The 20,803-nt window shown below is 70.1% G+C and carries 14 protein-coding genes; 12 read left to right on the top strand and 2 right to left on the bottom strand.

The features are described from left to right. Positions 1-66 precede the first annotated feature (66 nt). From DMC61_RS22125 to DMC61_RS22105, 5 genes are read left to right on the top strand one after another with little or no spacing between them, the layout of a single operon-like run. Positions 67-3,105, top strand: coding sequence for a non-ribosomal peptide synthetase (locus DMC61_RS22125; RefSeq protein ID WP_125690917.1), 3,039 nt, complete (start codon positions 67-69; stop codon positions 3,103-3,105). After that, positions 3,102-8,531, top strand: coding sequence for a non-ribosomal peptide synthetase/MFS transporter (locus DMC61_RS22120; RefSeq protein ID WP_125690916.1), 5,430 nt, complete (start codon positions 3,102-3,104; stop codon positions 8,529-8,531). Before DMC61_RS22125 ends, DMC61_RS22120 begins: the two co-directional genes overlap by 4 nt. Next, positions 8,528-9,799 carry an ATP-grasp domain-containing protein gene (locus tag DMC61_RS22115; RefSeq protein ID WP_125690915.1) on the top strand — a complete coding sequence of 424 codons (1,272 nt, stop codon included), beginning with the start codon at positions 8,528-8,530 and terminating at the stop codon, positions 9,797-9,799. Before DMC61_RS22120 ends, DMC61_RS22115 begins: the two co-directional genes overlap by 4 nt. Then, entirely contained in the window at positions 9,796-11,061 is a 1,266-nt protein-coding gene (locus DMC61_RS22110) for an ATP-grasp domain-containing protein (protein WP_125690914.1), read from the top strand. Before DMC61_RS22115 ends, DMC61_RS22110 begins: the two co-directional genes overlap by 4 nt. Beyond that, complete coding sequence (locus tag DMC61_RS22105) at positions 11,058-11,993, top strand: TauD/TfdA family dioxygenase (protein ID WP_125690913.1); 936 nt, start codon at positions 11,058-11,060, stop codon at positions 11,991-11,993. The genes DMC61_RS22110 and DMC61_RS22105 overlap by 4 nt, the downstream gene beginning before the upstream one ends. A 285-nt stretch (positions 11,994-12,278) precedes the next feature. Here the strand turns inward: DMC61_RS22105 and DMC61_RS22100 are convergent, their stop codons facing one another. Beyond that, entirely contained in the window at positions 12,279-13,310 is a 1,032-nt protein-coding gene (locus tag DMC61_RS22100) for an Lrp/AsnC family transcriptional regulator (protein ID WP_233594901.1), read from the bottom strand. A gap of 116 nt (positions 13,311-13,426) precedes the next feature. On the opposite strand from DMC61_RS22100, the gene DMC61_RS22095 reads away from it, so the two are divergent. The 6 genes from DMC61_RS22095 to phoU all read left to right on the top strand — a co-directional run bounded on the left by DMC61_RS22095 (position 13,427) and on the right by phoU (position 17,927). Beyond that, a complete protein-coding gene (locus DMC61_RS22095) occupies positions 13,427-14,653 on the top strand; it encodes a M20 family metallopeptidase (protein WP_125690912.1) in 1,227 nt (408 codons plus the stop codon). Continuing rightward, positions 14,650-15,975, top strand: a complete 1,326-nt coding sequence (locus tag DMC61_RS22090) for an MFS transporter (protein WP_125690911.1) — start codon at positions 14,650-14,652, stop codon at positions 15,973-15,975. The genes DMC61_RS22095 and DMC61_RS22090 overlap by 4 nt, the downstream gene beginning before the upstream one ends. A gap of 72 nt (positions 15,976-16,047) precedes the next feature. Continuing rightward, positions 16,048-16,374: a PadR family transcriptional regulator gene (locus DMC61_RS22085; protein WP_063273411.1), complete on the top strand. Its 327-nt coding sequence runs from the start codon at positions 16,048-16,050 to the stop codon at positions 16,372-16,374. Then, positions 16,371-16,727 (top strand): DUF1048 domain-containing protein, encoded by a 357-nt coding sequence (locus DMC61_RS22080; protein ID WP_125690910.1) that lies wholly within the window; start codon positions 16,371-16,373, stop codon positions 16,725-16,727. The genes DMC61_RS22085 and DMC61_RS22080 overlap by 4 nt, the downstream gene beginning before the upstream one ends. A 1-nt stretch (position 16,728) precedes the next feature. Beyond that, a complete protein-coding gene (locus DMC61_RS22075) occupies positions 16,729-17,058 on the top strand; it encodes a DUF1048 domain-containing protein (protein WP_125690909.1) in 330 nt (109 codons plus the stop codon). Between the two features lie 185 nt (positions 17,059-17,243). Beyond that, complete coding sequence (gene phoU / locus DMC61_RS22070) at positions 17,244-17,927, top strand: phosphate signaling complex protein PhoU (RefSeq protein WP_125690908.1); 684 nt, start codon at positions 17,244-17,246, stop codon at positions 17,925-17,927. 6 nt (positions 17,928-17,933) lie between these two features. Here phoU and DMC61_RS22065 read toward each other — a convergent pair whose 3' ends face one another. Then, positions 17,934-19,733, bottom strand: coding sequence for an APC family permease (locus tag DMC61_RS22065; protein ID WP_125690907.1), 1,800 nt, complete (start codon positions 19,731-19,733; stop codon positions 17,934-17,936). A gap of 298 nt (positions 19,734-20,031) precedes the next feature. Here DMC61_RS22065 and DMC61_RS22060 point away from each other — a divergent pair, with 298 nt between their 5' ends. Next, positions 20,032-20,793: an ABC transporter ATP-binding protein gene (locus DMC61_RS22060; RefSeq protein ID WP_125690906.1), complete on the top strand. Its 762-nt coding sequence runs from the start codon at positions 20,032-20,034 to the stop codon at positions 20,791-20,793. Positions 20,794-20,803: the final 10 nt, after the last annotated feature.

The raw sequence follows: 20,803 nt of genomic DNA, 5'->3' as shown, positions 1-20,803 counted from the left end.
AACGCCACTCACGACCACCTGGACCGACGCGGCACTCTCGCGTGACCTCTCACTGAACAGGAAATCATGAGCGACACGAAGGAATGGACGTTCCCGGCCTCGTTCGGGCAGGAGCGGATCTGGCTGTCCGGCCAGCTCGACCCGGCGTCCCCGGTGTACAACCTGCACTGCCAGGCGCGGCTCGACCGCCCGCTGACCGCGGAGCAGTGGCGTGCCGCGCTCGGCGTCATCGTCGGGCGGCACGAGGCGCTGCGCACGTCGTTCCGTATGGAGGGCGGCGCGCTCATGCAGGTGGTGCACGCCGAGGTGCCGATCGACCCCGAGGTGCACGACCTGCGGGACCTGCCCGCCGACGCCCGCGAAGCCCGGCTCACCGAACTCGTCGGTGGCGTGTCGCGCGAGGCCATCCCGCTCGACTCGCCGCCGCCGTGGCGGGCCCAGGTGTGCCGCACGGCCGACGACGAGTGGGTGCTCACGTTCGTCGTGCACCACACCGTGTTCGACGCCGGTTCGGTGCTGGTGCTGGGCAAGGAGCTGGGCGAGGCGTGCGACGCCGTGTTCGAGGGCCGCGAGCCGAAGCTGCCCGAGCTGGCCATCCAATACCCGGACTTCTCGGCCTGGCAGCGCGGGCAGCTCGAAACGTCCAGTGAGCAGCTGGACTACTGGCGCAAGCAGCTCACCGGGCTGCCGCCGGTGCACGGCCTGCCCACCGACCGGCCGCGCCCGTCGGAGCTGACGTTCGCCGGTGACCAGGTGCACTTCGCCCTCCCGGACGGCCTGATCGACCGGGTCGGAGAGCTGAGCCGGGAGTTGTCGGCGTCGCCGTTCATGGTGCTGCTGGCCGGTTACGCGGCCCTCCTTTCGCGACTGTCCAGAGTGGACGACATCGTCGTCGGCGTCCCGGTCGCCGGCCGCGACCTGCCGGAGCTGGCCGACCTGATCGGCATGTTCGTCAACCAGATGGCCGTGCGCGTCGACTGCTCGGGCGCGCCCGCGTTCACCGAGCTGGTCGGCCGGGTCCGGACCACGTTGCTGGAGGCGATCGACCACAGCCAGGTGCCGTTCCAGGCGGTGGCCGAGGCGGTCGGGGCCGAGCGTGATCCCGGCGTGCAGGCGCTGTACCAGCTCGGCTTCAACTTCCTGCCCGACTCGGGGCTGGAGCCGATCCGTTCGGCCACCGCGAAGGACGACATCGCGATCGACCTGACCTCCGTGGACGGCAGGCTCGTCTACCGCACCGACCTGTTCGACCGCGAGACCGCCGAAGCCATCGCCGAGCGGTATGTGCGGCTGCTCGACGCGGCGCTGGCCGATCCGGCCGCGTCGGTCGCGGATCTGCCGCTGCTGTCGGACGCCGAACGCGAACTGGTCCTGAACGGGTGGAACCCGACGGAACTGTCCACTCCGGACACCAAGACGGTGCACGCGCGTTTCGAGGAACAGGCACGACGGAACCCGGACGCGCCCGCCGTCGACTTCGGTGGGGTCCGCCTGACGTACGCCGAGCTGAACACGCGGGCCAACCGCGTCGCGCACCGGCTGCGCGAGCTGGGCGCCGGTCCCGGCACCGTCGTCGGCGTCCGCGTGCCGAACTCGGCGGACCTGCTGACCGGCGTGCTCGGGGTGCTGAAGAGCGGCGCGGCCTACGTCCCGCTCGACCCGGCCGACCCGGCTCCCCGGCAGGCGCTGATCCTCGCCGACGCGGGCGTCCCGTTCGTGCTGGTCACCGGGGAGTCCACAGTGGACACCAAGACGCTGGCACTGGACGACCCGGCCGAGTGGTCGGCCGCGGCCACCGAAGACCCGGAACCCGCGGCCGCGCCGGGCGACGTCGCCTATGTGATCTACACGTCGGGCTCGACCGGGCGGCCCAAGGGCGTCGAGGTCGAGCACCGGGCCGTCGACACGTACCTGGCGTGGGCGCGGGAGGCGTACCCCGGCCTGGCCGGACGGGCGCTGCTGCACACGTCGGCGTCATTCGACCTCACCGTGACGACGCTGCTCGGCACCCTCACCGCCGGGGGCGCGGTCGTCGACGGTGGCCGCCCGACGTTCGTCAAGGCGACCCCGACGCATCTCGCCATCCTCGCCGAGGAACTGTTCCCGACGGGTGAGCTGGTGCTCGGTGGTGAAGCGCTGACCGCCGAGGCCGTCCAGCCGTGGCGGGACCGGCATCCCGGCACGCTCGTCGTCAACGAATACGGCCCGACCGAGGCCACGGTCGGCTGCGTCGTGCACCGGATCGAGCCCGGGGACGTGCTGCCGTCCGGGCCCGTCTCGATCGGCCGTCCGGTACCCGGAACCCGCGCGTACGTCCTCGACGAGCGAGGGCAGCCGGTGCCGCCGGGCGTCCCGGGCGAACTGTACGTCGCCGGGCGCCAGCTCGCCCGCGGCTACCTCGGCCTGCCGGACCTGACCGCGGAGAAGTTCGTCGAGGGCCCGTCCGGCCGGATGTACGCGACCGGAGACCTCGTCCGCCGGCGTCGCGACGGCTCGCTCGACTACCTCGGCCGCGCCGACGAGCAGGTGAAGCTGCGCGGCTACCGCATCGAGCCCGGCGAGGTCGAAGCGGCGCTGCGCGAACTGCCGGCGGTGCGGGACGCGGCCGTGGCGGTCCGCGGCGACGCGCTCGTCGGCTACGTCGTCGGCAGCACCGACGGCGCGTCCGAAGCACTGCGGAAGACGCTGCCGGAGTACCTGGTGCCGACCCGGTTCGTGGCGCTCGACGCGCTGCCGATGGCGGCCAGCGGCAAACTCGACCGGACCGCGCTGCCGGATCCCGAACCCGATGAGGCACCGGTGTACGTCGCACCCCGGACCGCGGCCGAAGAGCTCGTCGCCGAGGTGCTCGGAGAGCTGCTCGGCATCGACGACCTCGGCGCGCACGACGATTTCTTCGCCCGTGGCGGCAATTCGCTGCTGGCGATCCGCGCGATGGCCCGGCTGCGCAAGCAGATCGAGGTCGACATCCCGGTGCGGGGACTGTTCACCCTCACCACCGTCGCCGGGCTCGCCGCGGAGATCGAGCGGCGGCTCGAGGAAGACCTCGACCAGCTCAGCGACGAAGAGGTCCAGCGTCAGCTGGCCGAAGGCGAGAACTCATGACCGCGATCGACGAAACCAGCGCGGCCGCGCGCCGCGCCCTGCTCGAACGGCGATTGCGACGGCGCGCGGAACCGGCCGCGACCATCGCCCCGCGTCCTGCCGATGCCGTCGTCCCGCTGTCTTATCAGCAGGAACGCGTCTGGTTCATGGAGCAGTTCGCGCCGGGCACCGGGTCGTACCACATCCCGGTGCCGATCCGGCTGACCGGCAGGCTCGACGTCGCCGCGCTCCGGTCCGCTTTGGACACTCTGCCCGCACGGCACGAGGCGCTCCGGATGCGGTTCCCGGAGGGGGACGACGGCCAGCCGACCGTCCACATCGAACCGTCGGTCACCGTCGCTCTGTCCATAGTGGACGCGGGAAGCGAGGAAGCGGCCCGCGCCGCCGTCGACGCCGCCGCGGCCGAGACGTTCGACCTGGCCACGGGCCCGCTGCTGCGGGCGACGCTGGCCCGGGTGTCCGACGAGGAACACCTGCTGGTCCTGTGCACGCACCACATCGTGGGCGACGGCTGGTCGGTCGACCTGCTGCTGCGGGACCTCGCCGCGGAGTACCACGCCCTGAGCACCGGCGGCACGGCCGAGCTGCCCGCGCTGAGCATCGGGTACGGCGACTTCGCGCACTGGCAGCGCCGCACGCTCACCGGCGGCGAACTCGACCGTCAGCTGGAGCACTGGAAGGCGCAGCTCGCCGGGGTCGAGCCGTTGGAGCTGCCCACCGACCGGCCCCGGCCCGCCAAGCAGAGCTTCGACGGCGCGATCCACGAGTTCTTCGTCGAGCGCGAACTCGCCCGCGCCCTCGGCGAGCTGAGCCGCGAGCACGGGGTCACGCTCTTCATGACCCTGCTGGCCGCCTACCAGGTGCTGCTTTCGCGGTACTCGGGCCAGGAGGATTTCGCGATCGGCTCGTCGTCGGCCGGGCGCGGTCTGCCCGAGCTGGAGGGCGTGGCGGGCATGTTCATCAACATGCTGCCCCTGCGCGCCCAACTGGCGGGCGACCCGACGTTCGCCGAACTGCTCGAACGCACCCGGCGGCACGTGCTGGACGCGTTCGAGCACGCCGACGTCCCGTTCGAGCGGCTGGTGAACGCCCTCGGCGTGCCCCGCGACGTCAGCCGCTCGCCCGTGTTCCAGGCGATGTTCGTGCTGCAGAACTACGAGATGGGCCGGATGGGCGAGGCGGGCGAGTCCGAAGTGGACTTCCGCTGGCTGCCGATGGACCTGCCCGCGACCCGGTTCGACTTCGAGTTCCACGCGATCGAGCTCGAACGCGGGCTGATCGGCAAGCTCGTGTACAACACCGCGCTGTTCACCGCGGACACGGTCGACGGGATGGCCGGGCGGCTGGTCACGCTGCTGCGGTCGATCGTCGCCGACCCGGACCGGCGACTGTCCGAAGTGGACATACTCGACGCCGCGCAGCGCGAACTCGTCCTGGAGCGGTGGAACGACACGACCACCGAGTTCCCGCAGACCACGCTGCACGCGCTCGTCGAGGAGCAGGCCGCCCGGACGCCGGACGTGCCCGCGGTGACCTTCCGCGGCGCGTCGCTGACCTATCGCGAGCTGGACGAGCGGGCCAACCGGCTCGCGCACCGGCTGCGTGGCCTCGGCGTCGGGCCGGGCGTGCTCACCGGGGTGTTCGCGGAGCGGTCGTTCGAGCTGGTGGTCGCGCTCCTCGGCGTGCTGAAAGCCGGTGGCGCGTACGTCCCGCTCGACCCGGAGTATCCGGCCGACCGGCTGGCGTTCATGCTGCGGGACGCGGCCGCGCCCGTGGTGCTGACGCAGGCGGCGTTGCGCGAAACGCTGCCGCCGGGCGACGCGACCGTCGTCGTACTGGACGACCCTGCCGAGACCACGGGGCAACCGGGCACCCCGCCCGAAGCTCTCGCCGGACCGGAAGACCCGGCGTATGTCATCTACACCTCCGGCTCCACCGGTCAGCCGAAGGGCGTGCCCAACGGTCACCGCGGCATCGTCAACCGGCTCGACTGGATGCAGCGCGCGTACCGCCTCGACGGCACCGATTCGGTCCTGCAGAAGACCCCGGCAGGGTTCGACGTGTCGGTCTGGGAGTTCTTCTGGCCGCTGATCACCGGCGCGCGGCTCGTGCTCGCTGAACCCGGCGGCCACAAGGACGCCGCGTACCTGCGTGAGCTGCTCGCGTCGGAAAGCGTCACCACCGCGCATTTCGTGCCGTCGATGCTCACGCTCTTCCTGGCCGAACAAGGCGTCGAGAGCTGCACGGCGCTGCGGCGGGTCGTGTGCAGTGGCGAGGAACTGCCGCTCGACGCCGCCCGCGAGTTCACCCGGCGGCTGCCCGGCTGCGAGCTGCACAACCTCTACGGCCCGACCGAAGCCGCCATCGACGTCACCTCCTGGCACTGCACGCCCGCCGCGCTCGCCGACGTCGCGTCGGTGCCGATCGGGGCGCCGATCCAGAACATCCGGATCTACGTGCTCGACCGGGCCGGGCGGCCCTGCCCGGTCGGCGTGCCCGGTGAGCTGCACATCGCCGGCGTCGGCCTGGCGCTGGGGTACCACAACCGCCCGGAGCTGACGGCCGAGCGGTTCGTGGACGATCCGTTCCACAGTGGACGGATGTACCGCACCGGCGATCTCGCGCACTGGCGCCCGGACGGGACGATCGCGTTCCTCGGGCGGATCGACCACCAGGTCAAACTGCGCGGCCTCCGCATCGAACTGGGGGAGATCGAGACGACCCTGCGCGCCCAGCCGGGCGTGCGCGACGCCGCCGTGATCGTCCGCGAGGACACGCCGGGGGACAAGCGGCTGGTCGGATACGTCGTCGGCGACGCCGAGCCCGGCACGCTGCGGACGGCGCTCAAGCAGAGCCTGCCGGACTACATGGTCCCGCCGTCGTTCGTCGCCCTCGACGAACTGCCGCTCACCCCGAACGGCAAACTCGACCGCAAGGCATTGCCCGCTCCGGTCGCGTCCCGGGACGCGACCAAGGAACTGGTCGCGCCGTCGACCCCGGTCGAGACCCTGCTCGCCGAAATCTGGCGAGACGTGCTCAAGGTGGACGAGCTGGGCGTCGACGACGACTTCTTCGACCTCGGCGGCCATTCGATGCTGGCCACCCAGGTGGTGGCGCGGATCGGCAAGGCGGGCGCGGGCCAGGTCGGCGTCATGGACCTGTTCCAGCACCGCACGATCCGCGAGCTGGCGTCCTTCATGGACGGTGACGACGCCGACCGGCCGCGGCACCTGCTGTACGAGCTGACCAAACCGGCGAAGCAGCGGACGCTGACCTACGTCTGCTTCCCCTACGGTGGCGGCAGCGCGATCGTCTACCAGCCCTTGGCCGACGCGCTCCCGGAGGGCCACTCGCTCTACTCGGTCGCCATCCCCGGCCACGACGTCGGGCTGTCCGAGGAGGCCCTGCCCTTCGACGACCTGGTCGAGCGGCTGACCGAGGAGATCCTCGACCGTATCGACGGACCGCTGGCGATCTACGGTCACTGCGGTGTCGGCAACGCGCTCGCCGTCGCCGTCGCCCGGCTGCTCGAAGAGGGCGGCCGCGAGCTGGAGGTCGTCTACATCGGCGCGATCTTCCCGTTCGCCCGGATGAAGGGCGCGGTGGGCACACTGCGCACGCGGCTGGAGAAGCTGCGCAGCAACCGGTACTACTCGAACTGGCTCAAGGGCATGGGCGTCGACACCGACGACCTCGACCCGGCGCAGGCCGACCGGATCATCACGAACATGCGCGCCGACAGCCGCGCCGCCGAGGAGTACTTCAGCGGCCTGCTCGACGCCCGCGTGGCCAAACTGCGCGCGCCGATCGTGTCGGTGGTCGGCTCCGAGGACCCGGTCACCGACTACTACGCCGAGCGGTACCGGGAATGGGAGTTCCTCACCGACACCACCGCGCTCGTGGTGCTCGACCAGGCCGGGCACTTCTTCCTGCGTTACCGGGCCGAAGAACTCGCGGAGATCGTCACGCGGGTGCATCCGGCGCTGGACGATCCCGGCGAACTCGACGTCCGGGTCCGCGGTGAAGACGCCGCCTGGGCGGTGCACGAGACGCATCGGGCGGTCGTGGACGACAAACCCAAGGTCCGGCCGAGTATGGGCCGGTTCGTCACGATCACGATCGGGCAGCTGGTCTCCTCGACCGGCTCGGCGCTGACGTCGTTCGCGGTGCCCATCTGGCTCTACACCCGCACGGGCTCGGTGGCCGACCTCGGCCTGCTGTGGGCGCTCGCACTGCTGTTCGGCGTGCTCGTCCTGCCGGTGGCGGGCGCACTGGTCGACCGCGGCGACCGGCGGCGGATCATGATCGCGGCCAGCAGTATCGCGGGCGGGATCCAGCTGATATTGGCGTTGCTGCTGCTCACCGGGCAGGTCCAGCTGTGGTTGTTCTATGTGCTGATCCCGCTCGGGTCGGTGGCCTCTTCGTTCCAGCGGATCGCCTATCAATCGTCGGTGGCGCAGCTGGTGCCGAAGCAGTACCTCGGGCACGCGATGGGTCTCGCGCAGCTGTCCAACGGGTTCGCCCAGCTGCTGATGCCGGTCCTCGCGGCCGGGCTGCTGGCGGCGATCGAGCTGTCCGGCATCCTGATCCTGGACATGGCGAGCTACGTGTTCGCGATCGTGGGCCTGCTGCTGGTGCGCTTCCCGGACATGATGGGCTGGCGCCCCCGCGAACCGCTGCTGACGGCGATCGCGGGCGGGCTGCGGTACTCGTGGAACCACCGCGGTTTCCGCACGATGCTGCTGTACTTCGCGCTGGCGAACGTCTTCCTCGCCCCCGCGCTGGTGCTCCTCTCGCCGCTCGTGCTGTCGTTCGGTTCGGTCACCGACGTCGCGCAGGTGGCGCTGGCCGAGGCGCTCGGCGCGGTGGCGGGCGGCATCGGGATGGCGCTGTGGGGCGGACCGCGGCAGCGGCGGATGGTCGGCGTGCTCGCCGGCAACGTCGGGATCGCGCTCGGCAGCCTGGTGATGGGCCTGCGGCCTTCGCTGATCGTCGTCGCGGCCGGGGTGTTCCTCCTGGCCGCCGCGATGGCCGTGTCGCAGGGCATCTACGCGACGCTGGTGCAGGTCAAGGTGCCGCAGCGGTTCCACGGCCGGGTGTTCGCGATCAACCAGACGATCACGTGGTCGACGCTGCCGATCGGGTTCGCCGTGCTGGCACCGCTGGCCGTCGGCTGGTTCTCGCCGCTGCTGGCGCCGGGTGGCGCGCTGACCGGGTCGGTGGGCGCCGTGCTGGGCACCGGCGAGACGCGGGGGATCGGGCTCGCCTACGTCGTCTTCGCGCTGATCCTGTTGCTGATCAACGTGGGCGGGTTCTCGCTGCGGCGGCTGCGCCGGTTCGACACCGAGGTACCCGATTCGCTGCCCGACGATCTGGTGGGGGCACAGGAACGGGAGCGCAAGCTCGCCGGGAAGGAAGCCGCATGAGTACGGCAGTGCTGGTCAGGGAGGCCCGCGGGCACTGGGTCGGCGAGGTCGCGCCGTCGATGCGGGCGGCCGGGCACCGCGTCGTGCTGCTCGCCCCGCCGATGGACGAGGCCGAGCGTGCGTCGCTGGACGGTGTGGTGGACGACATCGTCGCGCTCGACGACGTCCACGACCCGGAAGCCGTCGCGGCGAAGGTCCGGGAGGTCGACGGCGGCGCGCTGGCCGGGATCTTCACCGGTTCGGACGGCGCCATCGCGAGTACCGCCCACGCCGCGGAACTGCTCGGGGTGGCGCGCTGCCCGGCGTCGGTGTTCGCCTTGTGCGCCAACAAGTTCGCCGTCCGGGAAGCCCTCGCCGCGGCCGGGCTGCCCGGCCCCGCGTACGCGCTGATCTCGTCGGCCGCCGCGGCGGCGTCGGTCGCCGCGGCGGTCGGGTTCCCGGCGATCGTCAAACCGGTCAACGGAGCGGGCAGCAACCTCGTCCGCACCGTGTCCAGTGTGGACGAGCTGGCGGCCGCCTACGAGCTGCTGGCCGCGCGGCTGCCCGAATCCGCGGATCCGCGCTATCACCGTCCTTTGGGGACACTCGACCCGTCGGCGACGTTTCTCGTCGAAGGGTTCCTGAGCGGCCCGGAGTACGCGGTGGACGTGCTGGTCCGCGACGGGGTGGCCGAACCGGTAGAGATCCTCGACAAGCCGCTGATCGACGAGCGGAAGTTCGAGCTGGCGCTGTCGTGCCCGCCCGCCGGGCTCACCGCCGACCGGGCCGGCCTGGTCACTGCGGCGGCCGTCGCCGCCGTCCGCGCGCTGGGGCTCGACAACACCTGTGCCCACGTCGAGCTGATCGACGACGTCGACCGCGGGCCGACGATCGTCGAGGTCAACGCGGGCAGGCCCGCCGGATCGATCATGCCGCTGCTGGCGAAGCTGCGCACCGGCATCGACGTGTTCGCCGAGCTGGCCGCGCTCGCGGTGGGCGCTCCGCCGCCGGCGCGGGAACCGGCGAAACTGCCGATCCCGCTGGGCATGCTGATCCTCTACGCGTCCGGCTCGGGCCGGTTGACGAGGATCGGCGGGCTCGACGAGGTCGCCGACCTGCCCGAGGTGATCGACGTCGTCACCACCGTCTCGCCGGGGCAGGTGCTCACCGACGAACAGGAGACCTACGCGGTCAACCTGGTCGTGGCCGGGTTCGCCGATCACGACGACCTCGCCGCCCTGCACGCGGAGGCGAGCAAGCTCGTCCGGCTCGAACTGGAGGAAGTGTGAACACCGCGTTCGTGGTCTGCGAGACCGCAGGACAGTGGATCGCCGACATCGTGGCCGCCGTGCGCGCGACCGGCCTGCGGGCCGAGCTGGTCACCGAGCCCCTCGAGCCGGCCGAGCTGACGCAACTGGCGGACGTGGTGGACGGCTTCATCGTCGTCAGCGATGTCCGTGACGCGGAATCCGTGGCCGAGGCGATCCGGGCGCGGACGCCGCTTCCGGCCGGGGTGGTGACCGCCGCCGAGGGGATCATCGCGAGCGTCGCCCGTGCGGCCGAACTGCTCGGCGTCGCACGCTGCCCGGCGTCGGTGTTCGCTGTGGCGCACAACAAGTTCGCGGTCCGGCAGGCGCTCGCCGCGGCCGGACTGCCCGGTCCGCGCTGCGCGCTGATCTCGGCCGAGTCCGAGGCGGCGTCGGTGGCCGAGGCGGTCGGGCTCCCGGCGATCGTCAAACCGGTGAACGGCGCGGCGAGCAACCTCGTGCGCACTGTGTCCACAGTGGACGAACTGGCGGCGGCGTACCGGCTGCTGGCCGAGCGGTTGCCGCTGTCGGAGGACGCCCGGTACCACCGGCTCGTCGGGTCGGTCGACCCGCTGAAGGTGTTCCTCGTGGAAGGCCTGCTGCGTGGCCCGGAGTACGCGGTCGACGTCCTGGTGCGCGACGGCGTCGCGGAACCGGTTGCCGTGGTGGAGAAGCCGCTGATCGACGAGCGCAAGTTCGAACTGGGCATGGTCTGCCCGCCGCTCGAACTGTCCGAAAAGGACACCGAACGGCTTTTCGCGGCCGCGACGGCCGCCGCGCTCGCGCTGGGCCTGGACAACACCTGCGCTCATCTGGAACTGATCGACGACGCCGAACTCGGCCCGACGATCGTCGAGGTGAACGCGGGTCGTCCGGCCGGCGGTGCCCAACCGGTGCTGCTGAAGCTCGCGACCGGCATCGACGTCATCGCCGAGGCCGTGTCGCTGGCACTGGGCACGCCTCCGCCCGCGCGAGGAAAGGGCCTGCCGGTGCCGGTGGGCTACCTCATCTTCTACGCCGAGGGCACCGGGCGGCTGGTCCGCGTCGAGGGCACCGACGAGGTCGCCGACCTGCCCGAGGTGCTGGAGGTCGTCACGATCGTGCGCCCCGGCCAGCTGCTCACCGACGACCAGGAGATCTACGCGGTGAACGTGCTCGCCGCGGGATTCGCCGACACCGAAGACCTCGCCGCGCTGCACGCCGAGGCCGCCAAGCTGATCCGATTCGAACTGGAGGAGTCATGACCGCCGAACTCACGGCGAACCTCGGGCACATCGAGGGCAACGAACACACGAAACTCACCGTGTACCCGGCCACGGGCCTGGATTGGGTGCGCGCGCACCGCGAAACACTGCAGGACCGGCTGCGCGAGCACGGCGCGATCCTGCTGCGCGGGATGCCCGCCGACCTGACGGTGTTCAACCAGGTCACCGAGGAGATCGGCGGCTCGCTGCTGACCTACACGGAACGGTCGACGCCGCGCTCGGCGGTCTCCGGCAACATCTACACCTCGACGGAGTACCCGCCCGCCGAGTCGATCCCGATGCACAACGAGAGCTCGTACTCGGCGCACTGGCCGGATCGCCTCTTCTTCCTGTGCGACATCGCGGCCGAAACCGGTGGCGCGACGCCGATCGCGGACAGCCGCGCGATGTACCGCCTGCTGCCGGAAGACCTGCGCGAGCGCTTCGCGGGCGGCGTCACCTACACGCGGGCGTTCCGCGAAGGCCTCGGGCTGAGCTGGCAGGAGGCGTTCCAGACCGAAGACCGGCGGGCGGTGGAGGACTACTGCACCGCCAACGGCCAGACGTACGAGTGGACCGACGAAGGCCTGCGCACACGGCACGTGCGCCCGTCGTTCGTCACGGAACCGCACACCGGCGGGACCGTGTGGTTCAACCAGGCCAACCTGTTCCACGTTTCGAGCCTGGGGGAGGAGGTCAGCGAGGCGCTGCTGGAGCTGTACCCCGTGGAAGACCTGCCCCGCAACGCTTTCTTCGCCGACGGCTCGCCGATCCCGCAAGCGGACCTGGACGCGATCAAGGCGGCGTACGACGAGGTCAGCTACGCGTTCCCGTGGCAGCCGGGTGACATCATGGTGATCAACAACATGCTGATGGCGCATGGGCGGGAGCCGTTCACGGGGAAGCGGCGGACGCTGGTCGCGATGACCTGACGCTGAGGCGGCGTGCCCGATGTCGCGGGCGCTTCGCGGGGGTCGTGAGTGGTAATGATCGTTCTAACCGCCTTTATCACTCACGACCCCACCGCAAAATCGCACATGGAGGCATGAACCGGACGGTCTGCCAGCCGGCTCTGCCGCCGTGGGCTCGCCCGCCCGATCGACTCCAGTCTTGACTTGACCAACGGCGACATAACGTGTTGCGAAAGCCACTTTCGCAACCTTCAACGTTACGAAAGTGGCTTTCGCAACGCCCCCTTTCCCCACCCTCACCAAGCCTCACTCCCGGCGAGCAGGCATCGTGACGACGAACCCCGTGCTGCGCCCCAAATCGTCCAGCAGCCAGCCCATCCGTTTGGCCGTCCGCAGGATCAGCGCCGAGTCGACGATCGACAGCGGCGCCAGGTCCTGTTCCAGATGCTCCTGCATCCGCATCGATTCCTCGATCGAGCGCATCCACGTGGTCACCAGCAGATTCGCCGGGCCGGGCAGGCTCGCGATCTGGCGGATGGCCGGGTTCGCCCGCAGCCGGTCCACGCAGGTCGGCACGTGCGCGACAGGCACCTGGCACCACCAGTTGACGACGATCGGCGACGGGGTGAGCCCCTGCGCGATCTCGCACCGGAACGTCAGCGCGTCGGCGGCGATCAGCTGGCCGAGCTGGCGCCGGACGGTCGACACCGGGCGGCCGGTGAGCCGGGCGAGGTCCGCGGCGGTGCGGCGGCCGTCCTCGCCCAGCGCGGCGGTCAGCGCGGCGTAAGGCTCCTGCCACGGCTGCATCGCCGTCTGCCGCCCGCCCGCGCCGCCGGACGGCGGTAGCTGGGACAACGCCTGCACGCGCCCCCGGTCCAGCGCTCCCACCCGCCACGAGCTGCCTTCGACGTGCAACCGCGACACCAGATGCGAACGGATGTTCAGCACACCGGGGAGCCCGGGGATCGCGTCCAGCAGCAGTGTCGACAGGTCGTGCATGCCGAGGCCGAACACCGTCAGCACCAGGCTGTACTCGCGCGAAGCCTCCTCGATGCTGACCACCGACGGCCAGCTGGACAGCTCGCGGATCAGAGCCCGCACCTGGCCGCTCGCGCAGCGGATCTCGACGTACGCGGCCTGGATCCGGGACCGCCCCGGCACGCGCGGATAAGCCGTCACCCAGGCTCCGCCTCCGTCGCGCAGCCGCTCCCACCGCCGGGTCAGCGTCACCGGCGACGAACCGAGGGCTTCGCCCAGCTGCGCCCAGGACGCCCGAGGCCGCAGTTGCAGAGCGTGAATGAGCGAAAAGTCCTCCTCATCCAGCGAATCGAGCATCATTTGCGCTTCCCAGGGCCGATCGTTGAGCGATTCCGACAATTCTAGCCCGATATCGGACGCCGATTCGCACACTCGACGACCAAGACGCCGACGTCCGACGAAGAGGAGATCGACCGGTGGACCTTCACGACGACGCTCGAAGCCTGCAGGACGAGCTGGTCCGGTTGCGGCGCGACCTGCACCGCGAGCCCGAGATCGGTCTCGACCTGCCCCGCACCCAGGAGCGGGTCCTGCGTGAACTCGACGGGCTCGGCCTGGAGGTCTCCACCGGGACGGACACGACCTCGGTGACCGCGGTGCTGCGCGGCGAGGGCACGGCCCGGGATTCGGCGCGACCGCGGACGGTCCTGCTGCGCGCGGACATGGACGCGCTTCCGGTGGCCGAAGCGACGGGCCTGGACTTCGCCGCCACGAACGGCGCGATGCACGCCTGCGGCCACGATCTGCACACCACGTCGCTGGTCGGCGCGGCCCGGCTGCTGCACACCCACCGCGATCGCGTCAACGGCGACGTCGTCCTGATGTTCCAGCCCGGCGAGGAGGGCTGGGACGGCGCGGGCGTGATGCTCCGGGAAGGCGTGCTCGACGCCGCGGGCAGGCGCGCCGACGCGGCCTACGGGCTGCACGTCTTCTCGTCGATGCTGCCCAGCGGGCAGTTCGCCAGTCGTCCCGGCACGCTGATGTCGGCGTCGTACCGGCTGCTCGTGACCGTGCACGGCGAAGGCGGCCACGGGTCGATGCCGCACCGCGCCAAGGACCCGATTTCCGCGACCGCGGCGATGATCACCGCGTTGCAGACGATGGTCACCCGGCGCCTGGACATCTTCGACCCGGCGGTGATCACGGTCGGTGTCATCCGCGGCGGCACCAAGCGCAACGTCATCCCCGCCACCGCAGAATTCGAGGCCACCGTCCGCTGTTTCTCGGACGCCACCGGCGCACTGCTCGACACGGCGATCCGCGAGACGATCGACGGCGTCGCGCGAGCGCACAGCGTCACCGCCGACGTCGTGTTCGAAAGCGAGTACCCGGTCACCGTCACCGACGTCGACGAGACCGCGTTCGGCGCCGAGGTCGTCCGCGAAACGATCGGCGAGCGATACTACACCGAACTGCCCAATCCGGTGGCCGGTTCCGAGGACTTCTCCCGGGTGCTGGCCGAGGTGCCGGGCACGTTCCTCGGCCTCGGCGCGCTGATGCCCGGGCTCGAGCCGGACACCGCGCCCAACAACCACAGCCCGTACGCCGACTTCGATCCGTCCGTGCTGTCCAGGGCCGCCACCGTCTACGCCGAACTCGCCATCCGCCGTCTCGACCGCTTCGCCGAAGGAGCCACCCGATGAGCGTGACCGCGGGCAAGGACCGCCGCCGCACCCTGTTCGGGCTCGGCGCGGGCAACGCGATGGAATGGTTCGACTGGAACATCTACGCGACGTTCGCGTCGTTCTTCGCCGCCCAGTTCTTCAACGCGCAGGACGAGGTTTCGGCGCTGCTGAGCACCTTGGCGGTCTTCGCGGTCGGCTTCGCCGCCCGGCCCCTCGGCGGCTTGGTCTTCGGCTGGATCGCCGACCACAAAGGCCGTCAGCTGTCGATGACCCTGACGGTCGCGATCGCCGCCGGCGGCAGCCTCGTCATCGGCTTTTCCCCCACGTACGGCCAAATCGGCGTGTGGGCGTCGGTGATCCTCGTGGTGGCACGGCTGGCGCAGGGCCTCGCGCACGGCGGTGAGCTGCCGTCGGCGCAGACCTACATCGCCGAGGTCGCCCCGCCCGCCCGGCGTGGGCTGTGGTCGAGCCTGATCTACTTCTCGGGCACGTGCGGCGTGCTCGCCGGGACGCTGCTGGGCGCGGTCCTCTCCGGTGCGCTGAGCCACGAGCAAATGCTTTCCTACGGCTGGCGGATCCCGTTCGTGCTCGGTGGCGTCTTCGGGATCTACTCGCTCTACATGCGGTTGCGCATGCGGGAAACCGGGGTGTTCCTCGCCGAGGCGGCGAAGGACGACGCCGCCGGGAAGAAGGCCGAGAAGGGCCGCATCTGGCAGACGCTCAAGCAGAATCCGAAGCTGCTCGCGCAGGTCGTCGGGCTCACCGTCGGGGCGACGGTCATCTACTACATGTGGGCCGTCGCCGCGCCGTCGTACGCGATCACCGTGCGCGGAGTCGATCCGACCGGTGCGCTGTGGGCGGGCGTGTTCGCGAACGTGGTCTTCCTGATCGCCTTGCCGTTGTGGGGAAGGCTGTCCGACCGCATCGGCAGGAAACCGGTCCTGTTCATCGCGATCGTGGGGCTGCTCGTGCTGAGCTTCCCGCTGAACGCGATGGTCGGCGACCAGGCGTGGCAGTTGTTCCTCGCGATGTCGATCGCCCTGGTTTTCATGGCCGGGTTCTCCTCCATCGGCCCCGCGGTCTACGCGGAGATCTTCCCGACCCGTATCCGCACCATCGGCGTCGGCGTGCCGTACTCGATCGCGGTCGCGTCCTTCGGTGGTACCGCGCCGTATCTGCAGACGCTCCTCGCGAAGAACGGCCAGCCGTCGCTGTTCGTCGTCTACGGCATGGTGCTCATGGTCATCAGCGCCTTGGTCGTCTTCACCCTCCCGGAAACCCGGGGTGTCGACCTGCGCGAGAAGGCGGACACGGAGGTCGAGTCCAAGGCCGTCGCCTGATCGCGACAGTACTCTGTGCTACTTTGTACTGGTACTCAGTGCTACTGGGTACCAGGCAGTCGAAGGGGCACCATGGACGGTTTGACCGAGATGCTGAAGGGCACGCTCGAGGGCTGCGTGCTGGAGATCGTCGGCGGCGAGGAGACCTACGGGTACGCCATCACGCGTCGGTTGAACGAGCTCGGCTTCGCGGAGGTGGTCGAGGGGACGGTGTACGCCATCCTGCTGCGGCTGGAGAAGAACGGTCTGGTCCTGGTGACGAAACGGCCGTCCGAGCAGGGGCCGCCGCGCAAGTTCTACGCGCTCAACGACGCGGGTCGCGCGGAGCTCGCGAGGTTCTGGGCGAAGTGGGAGTACGTCACTTCGCGGATCGACAAGCTCAAGGAGGGCGGGAAATGAACTTCTGGGAGACCGTCACCGGCAGTGATCTCACCAGGGAATGGAAGGCGTTCGAAGCGCGGGCGCAGGCGTTGCCCGCCGACCATCGGGCGGTGTGGGAGCAGATCACGGGGCATCTTTCGTCCTATTCGGATTTCACCGGCCGGAACCTGATGCCGATTCTCGACGGCGCTTTGGGATTGCTGGAGGAAACGGCCGCGGACGGGCAGAGCGTGCACGACGTCCTGGGCGACGACATCGAGGGCTTCTGCGCGGCGCTGGCGGGGGAGGAACGTGGCCGCGGCTTTCGTGATCGCTGGCGCCGGCAGCTGAACCGGAATGTCGCCAGGAAACTGAAGCAGCTGGGAGGCTGACGTGGGCATCCAGGACATCATCGAGGGCAAGAGACAGTGGCGTGCGCACGTGGCACGGGTCAAGACGCTCCCGCCGGACTACCGGATCGTCTACCAGGAGATGCAGAAGTACCTGTTCAAGGTGGGGCCGGTCGACCTGGCCGAGGGGCCGCTGCTCTCCGGGATCGTGGACTTCTTCGAGGAGGGGGCCGCGTCCGGCAAGGGGGTGCTGGAACTCATCGGTGAAGACGTCGCCGCGTTCTGCGACGAGCTGATCAAGGACACGCCCACCTACGCGGACGCCTATCAGGAGTCCATCGGCGGCAAGCCCGGCACGGCGGGGCGACCTTGACGAAATCGAAGGTTTCCGGGAAATCCCGGCCTCGGCGACTCGATCCCGCACTGCGGCCGGGAATCCACGTCGGCTGACGACAGGCGTCAACAAGAGATCGGGACCGGGGTGATCGGCGTACTGTTCCCGTGAAATTCGGTCCCGTGTCACCGGGAAGCGACTCCCGGCACACGAGGATCGGGTGTATGCGCACCTCGTACCACGAACAACTCGACCGGCTCGTCACCCGGCTGCTGCGGACGTCGCGGCTGGTCGCCGACATGATGGACCGGGCAGGCACGGCCTTGGTCGAAGCCGACGGCGAGCTGGCACGCGAGGTCATCGCCGACGGCGCGACCCTGGACCGGGTCAAGACGGAGGCGGAGGGGCACGCGCACGCGATCCTGGCGTTGCAGTCGCCGGTGGCGACCGATCTGCGGGTCGTCCTGGCGGCGATCCACGCCGTCGGCGACCTGGACCGGATGGGACGGCTGGCGATTCATGTCGCCGAGGCCGTCCAGCGCAGGTACCCGGCCCGGGTGGTGCCGCACGTGCTCGTGCCGCGGTTCGTCGAAATGGGCCGCATCGCGGTGTGGCTGGCGGTGATGGCCGGGCAGGCCGTCCAGAGCCGTGACGCCGTACTGGCCAGGACACTGATCAGCGTCGACGACGACATGGACGACCTGCACCGGACGCTCTTCACGGTGATCGACTACCAGAACTGGGCCCACGGAACCACGAAAGCCGTCGACGCGGCCTTGTTGAGCCGGTACTACGAACGGTTCGCCGATCACGCGGTGTCGCTGGCGAAGCAGACCACGTTCGTCGTCACCGGCCGTCCGAAGTGGACGGACGTGGTGCCCGCGCAGGGCGGCGCACGGATCGCGTAGCACCGTTCACCGGGCGGTCAACCGGAAGCGCATCCGGCAGACGACGGCGTCCGAGCGGCGGCGCAGGGCGCGGGCGAGCACGCCGCCGCGCTGGTTCTGCAGGATCCGCTGCCACCAATGCTCCGGTTCGACCTCGGCGATCAGCACGAAGACGTGCCGGTCGGCGACCGTGCGGAGGTGCTCCACCAGCGGCTCGCCGAGACGGCGGCGTTCGTCGTGGAGCTGGATCAGCGTCACTTCGGGGTGCCACTTCTCCCAGTCGGCGACGAAGCCCCGCGCCGCCTGTTCGTCGTCGGGGTGGACGACGTGCACAGCCTCGACGTGGTCGCCGAGCGACAGCGCGGCGGCGAGGGCGTCACGGGTCAGACGGGAGACGGTGTGGACGGGGACGATGACGAGTGAACGGTGCGGTCGCGGGGGAGCGGGTGTCAGCCCGAGCCCGAGCCGCTCGCCGATCCGGTGGTAGCTGCGTTCCACCCATTCCATGGCCGCCACCAGCAGCGGCAGCGCGACGACGATCAGCCAGCCGCCCTCGCCGAACTTGGTCGTCGTCACCACGATCGCCGCGGCTCCGGTGAGCAGCGCGCCGAAACCGTTGAGCGTGGCCTTTCCACGCCAGCCGGGCGGGCGGGTGCGCCGCCAGTGCCGGACCATCCCGACCTGGGAGAGGGTGAACCCGACGAACACCCCGATCGCGAACAGCGGGACCAAGGTGTTCATGTCGCCGTCGGTGATGACGAGCAGCAGGGCCGCGGTGATCGCGAGGAAGCCGACGCCGTAGCGGTACACCTGGCGTTCGGCGCGCAGGGCGAACACGTGCGGCAGCTTGTTGTGCCTGGCGAGCAACTGGGCCAGCACGGGCAGGCCGCCGAAGGAGGTGTTCGCGGCCAACGCGAGCAGCACCACGGTCGAGAACTGCACCAGGTAGAAACCGAAACCGTCGCCCAGCGCCGCGGTAGTCACCTGCGAGAGCACGGTGACGCCGTCCACCGGATGGATGGCGAACTTCCCGATCAGCACGGCGATCCCGAGGAGCATCACGCCGAGCAGACCGCCCAGCGCGATCTCCGCGTGCTGTGCGCGCCGTACCCGGGGTTTGCGGAACGACGGTACGGCGTTGGCGATCGCCTCGACCCCGGTCAGTGCCGCGCAACCGTTCGCGAAAGCCTTGAGCAGCAACAGAATGCCGACCGTCTGCAGGTTCTGCGCATGGTCCGGCGCGACGACCGCCGCGGCCGGGCCGGAACGGAACAGGCCGGCGACGATCACGGTCAGGATCGCGCCGACGTAGATCACGGTGGGCACGACGAACACCCGGGCGCTCTCGGCGATGCCGCGCAGGTTCACGCCGGTGACCAGCGCCAGCACGCCGAGGCACAACCACAGCGTGTACGGCAGCAGGCCAGGGAATGCCGACGTCAGCGCCGCCACCCCGGCCGCCACCGACACCGCGACGTTGAGCACGTAGTCGACGATCAGCGATGCCGCCGCCACCAGTGAGGCCCGGCGGCCGAGGTAGGTCCGGCTGACCCCGTAGGCGCCGCCTCCGTCGGGGAACGCGGCGATCACCTGGCGGTAGGACAGTGTCAAAACACCCAGCAGTACGGCGATCGCGAAGGTGACCGGCAGGGTGAAGCCCAGCCCCGCGCCGCCGGCGACGGCCAGCACGATGACGATGGCCTCGGGTCCGTAGGCGACCGACGCCATCGCGTCCAAGGATAGGGCGGCGAGCCCGCCGACGACGGAGAGGCGGTGGCGTTCGGAGCGGCCGGTTCCGCTCTCGGGACGGGTGAGTGTCGTGGTCACGCCGTCAGCGTGGGGTTCCGCTGGTCTTCGGTTCGAGGACGTTGACGGGTTCTTGACACCGAATCGGGTGAACCCGATGCCGCACTGACGCCCCGGGACAAGCACGCGAAACCGGTGGCGCCCAGCCAGGAGTGCACGGAAGCGAGTGGTTGCGGTGACCGGGATCCGGCGTGCGGTACGCATCCCTACAGCCGAACTTGCGGAAGCCGCCGGCTGAAGGCTTGCGCATCCGGCGGTAGTCAGCGCTACTATGTACTGGTAGTCAGTGATGCTGAGTAGTGCGAAGGGGGACGGCCTGATGGCGACGCGAGCTCAGGCGATCCGGGTGCGAGGCCTGGAGAAGTCGTACAAGACGCTGCATGTGTTGCGAGGGGTGGATTTCGATGTGGAGAGGGGCAGCATCTTCGCTCTCCTCGGATCGAACGGGGCGGGCAAGACCACGGTGGTGAGGATCCTGTCCACGTTGCTCAAGGCGGACGCGGGGACGGCGAGTGTCGACGGCTTGGACGTCGCCACACGTCCGGCGAGCGTGCGGGAGGTCATCAGCCTCACCGGCCAGTTCGCCGCTGTCGACGAGATCCTCAGCGGCCGCGAGAATCTCGTGCTCGTCGCCCGGCTGAGGCATCTGAAGCAGCCGGGCAAGATCGCGGACGACCTGCTCGAACGGTTCTCGCTGACCGACGCGGGCGCGCGGAAGGTCTCGACGTATTCGGGTGGCATGCGCAGGCGGCTGGACATCGCCATGAGCCTCATCGGGAATCCGTCGGTGATCTTCCTCGACGAGCCGACCACCGGGCTCGACCCCGAGGCGCGTATCGAGGTGTGGGCCGCGGTGAAGGAACTCGCCGCCCGTGGCACGACGGTGCTGCTGACCACGCAGTACCTGGACGAGGCCGAGCAGCTGGCCGACCGGATCGCGATACTCCACAAAGGACGGATCATCGTGAACGGCACCCTCGCCGAACTCAAGCGGCTGCTCCCGCCCGCCGAGGTGGAATACGTCGAGAAACAACCGTCGCTGGAGGACGTCTTCCTGGCCATCGTCGGCGCGGACAAGTAGAGGACACGCG

Source organism: Amycolatopsis sp. WAC 04169 (genome assembly GCF_003947535.1).
Lineage (GTDB): Bacteria > Actinomycetota > Actinomycetes > Mycobacteriales > Pseudonocardiaceae > Amycolatopsis > Amycolatopsis keratiniphila.
Note: the sequence above shows the minus strand (reverse complement) of the source record. Positions and strands in the feature narration are given on the sequence as shown.

Bases quoted from the DNA above. Each gene is read 5' to 3' on its own strand.
- DMC61_RS22125 (WP_125690917.1), top strand. From the start codon at position 67: ATGAGCGACACGAAGGAATGGACGTTCCCGGCCTCGTTCGGGCAGGAG.
- DMC61_RS22120 (WP_125690916.1), top strand. From the start codon at position 3,102: ATGACCGCGATCGACGAAACCAGCGCGGCCGCGCGCCGCGCCCTGCTC.
- DMC61_RS22115 (WP_125690915.1), top strand. From the start codon at position 8,528: ATGAGTACGGCAGTGCTGGTCAGGGAGGCCCGCGGGCACTGGGTCGGC.
- DMC61_RS22105 (WP_125690913.1), top strand. From the start codon at position 11,058: ATGACCGCCGAACTCACGGCGAACCTCGGGCACATCGAGGGCAACGAA.
- DMC61_RS22100 (WP_233594901.1), bottom strand. From the start codon at position 13,310: ATGATGCTCGATTCGCTGGATGAGGAGGACTTTTCGCTCATTCACGCT.
- DMC61_RS22090 (WP_125690911.1), top strand. From the start codon at position 14,650: ATGAGCGTGACCGCGGGCAAGGACCGCCGCCGCACCCTGTTCGGGCTC.
- DMC61_RS22085 (WP_063273411.1), top strand. From the start codon at position 16,048: ATGGACGGTTTGACCGAGATGCTGAAGGGCACGCTCGAGGGCTGCGTG.
- DMC61_RS22080 (WP_125690910.1), top strand. From the start codon at position 16,371: ATGAACTTCTGGGAGACCGTCACCGGCAGTGATCTCACCAGGGAATGG.
- phoU (WP_125690908.1), top strand. From the start codon at position 17,244: ATGCGCACCTCGTACCACGAACAACTCGACCGGCTCGTCACCCGGCTG.
- DMC61_RS22060 (WP_125690906.1), top strand. From the start codon at position 20,032: ATGGCGACGCGAGCTCAGGCGATCCGGGTGCGAGGCCTGGAGAAGTCG.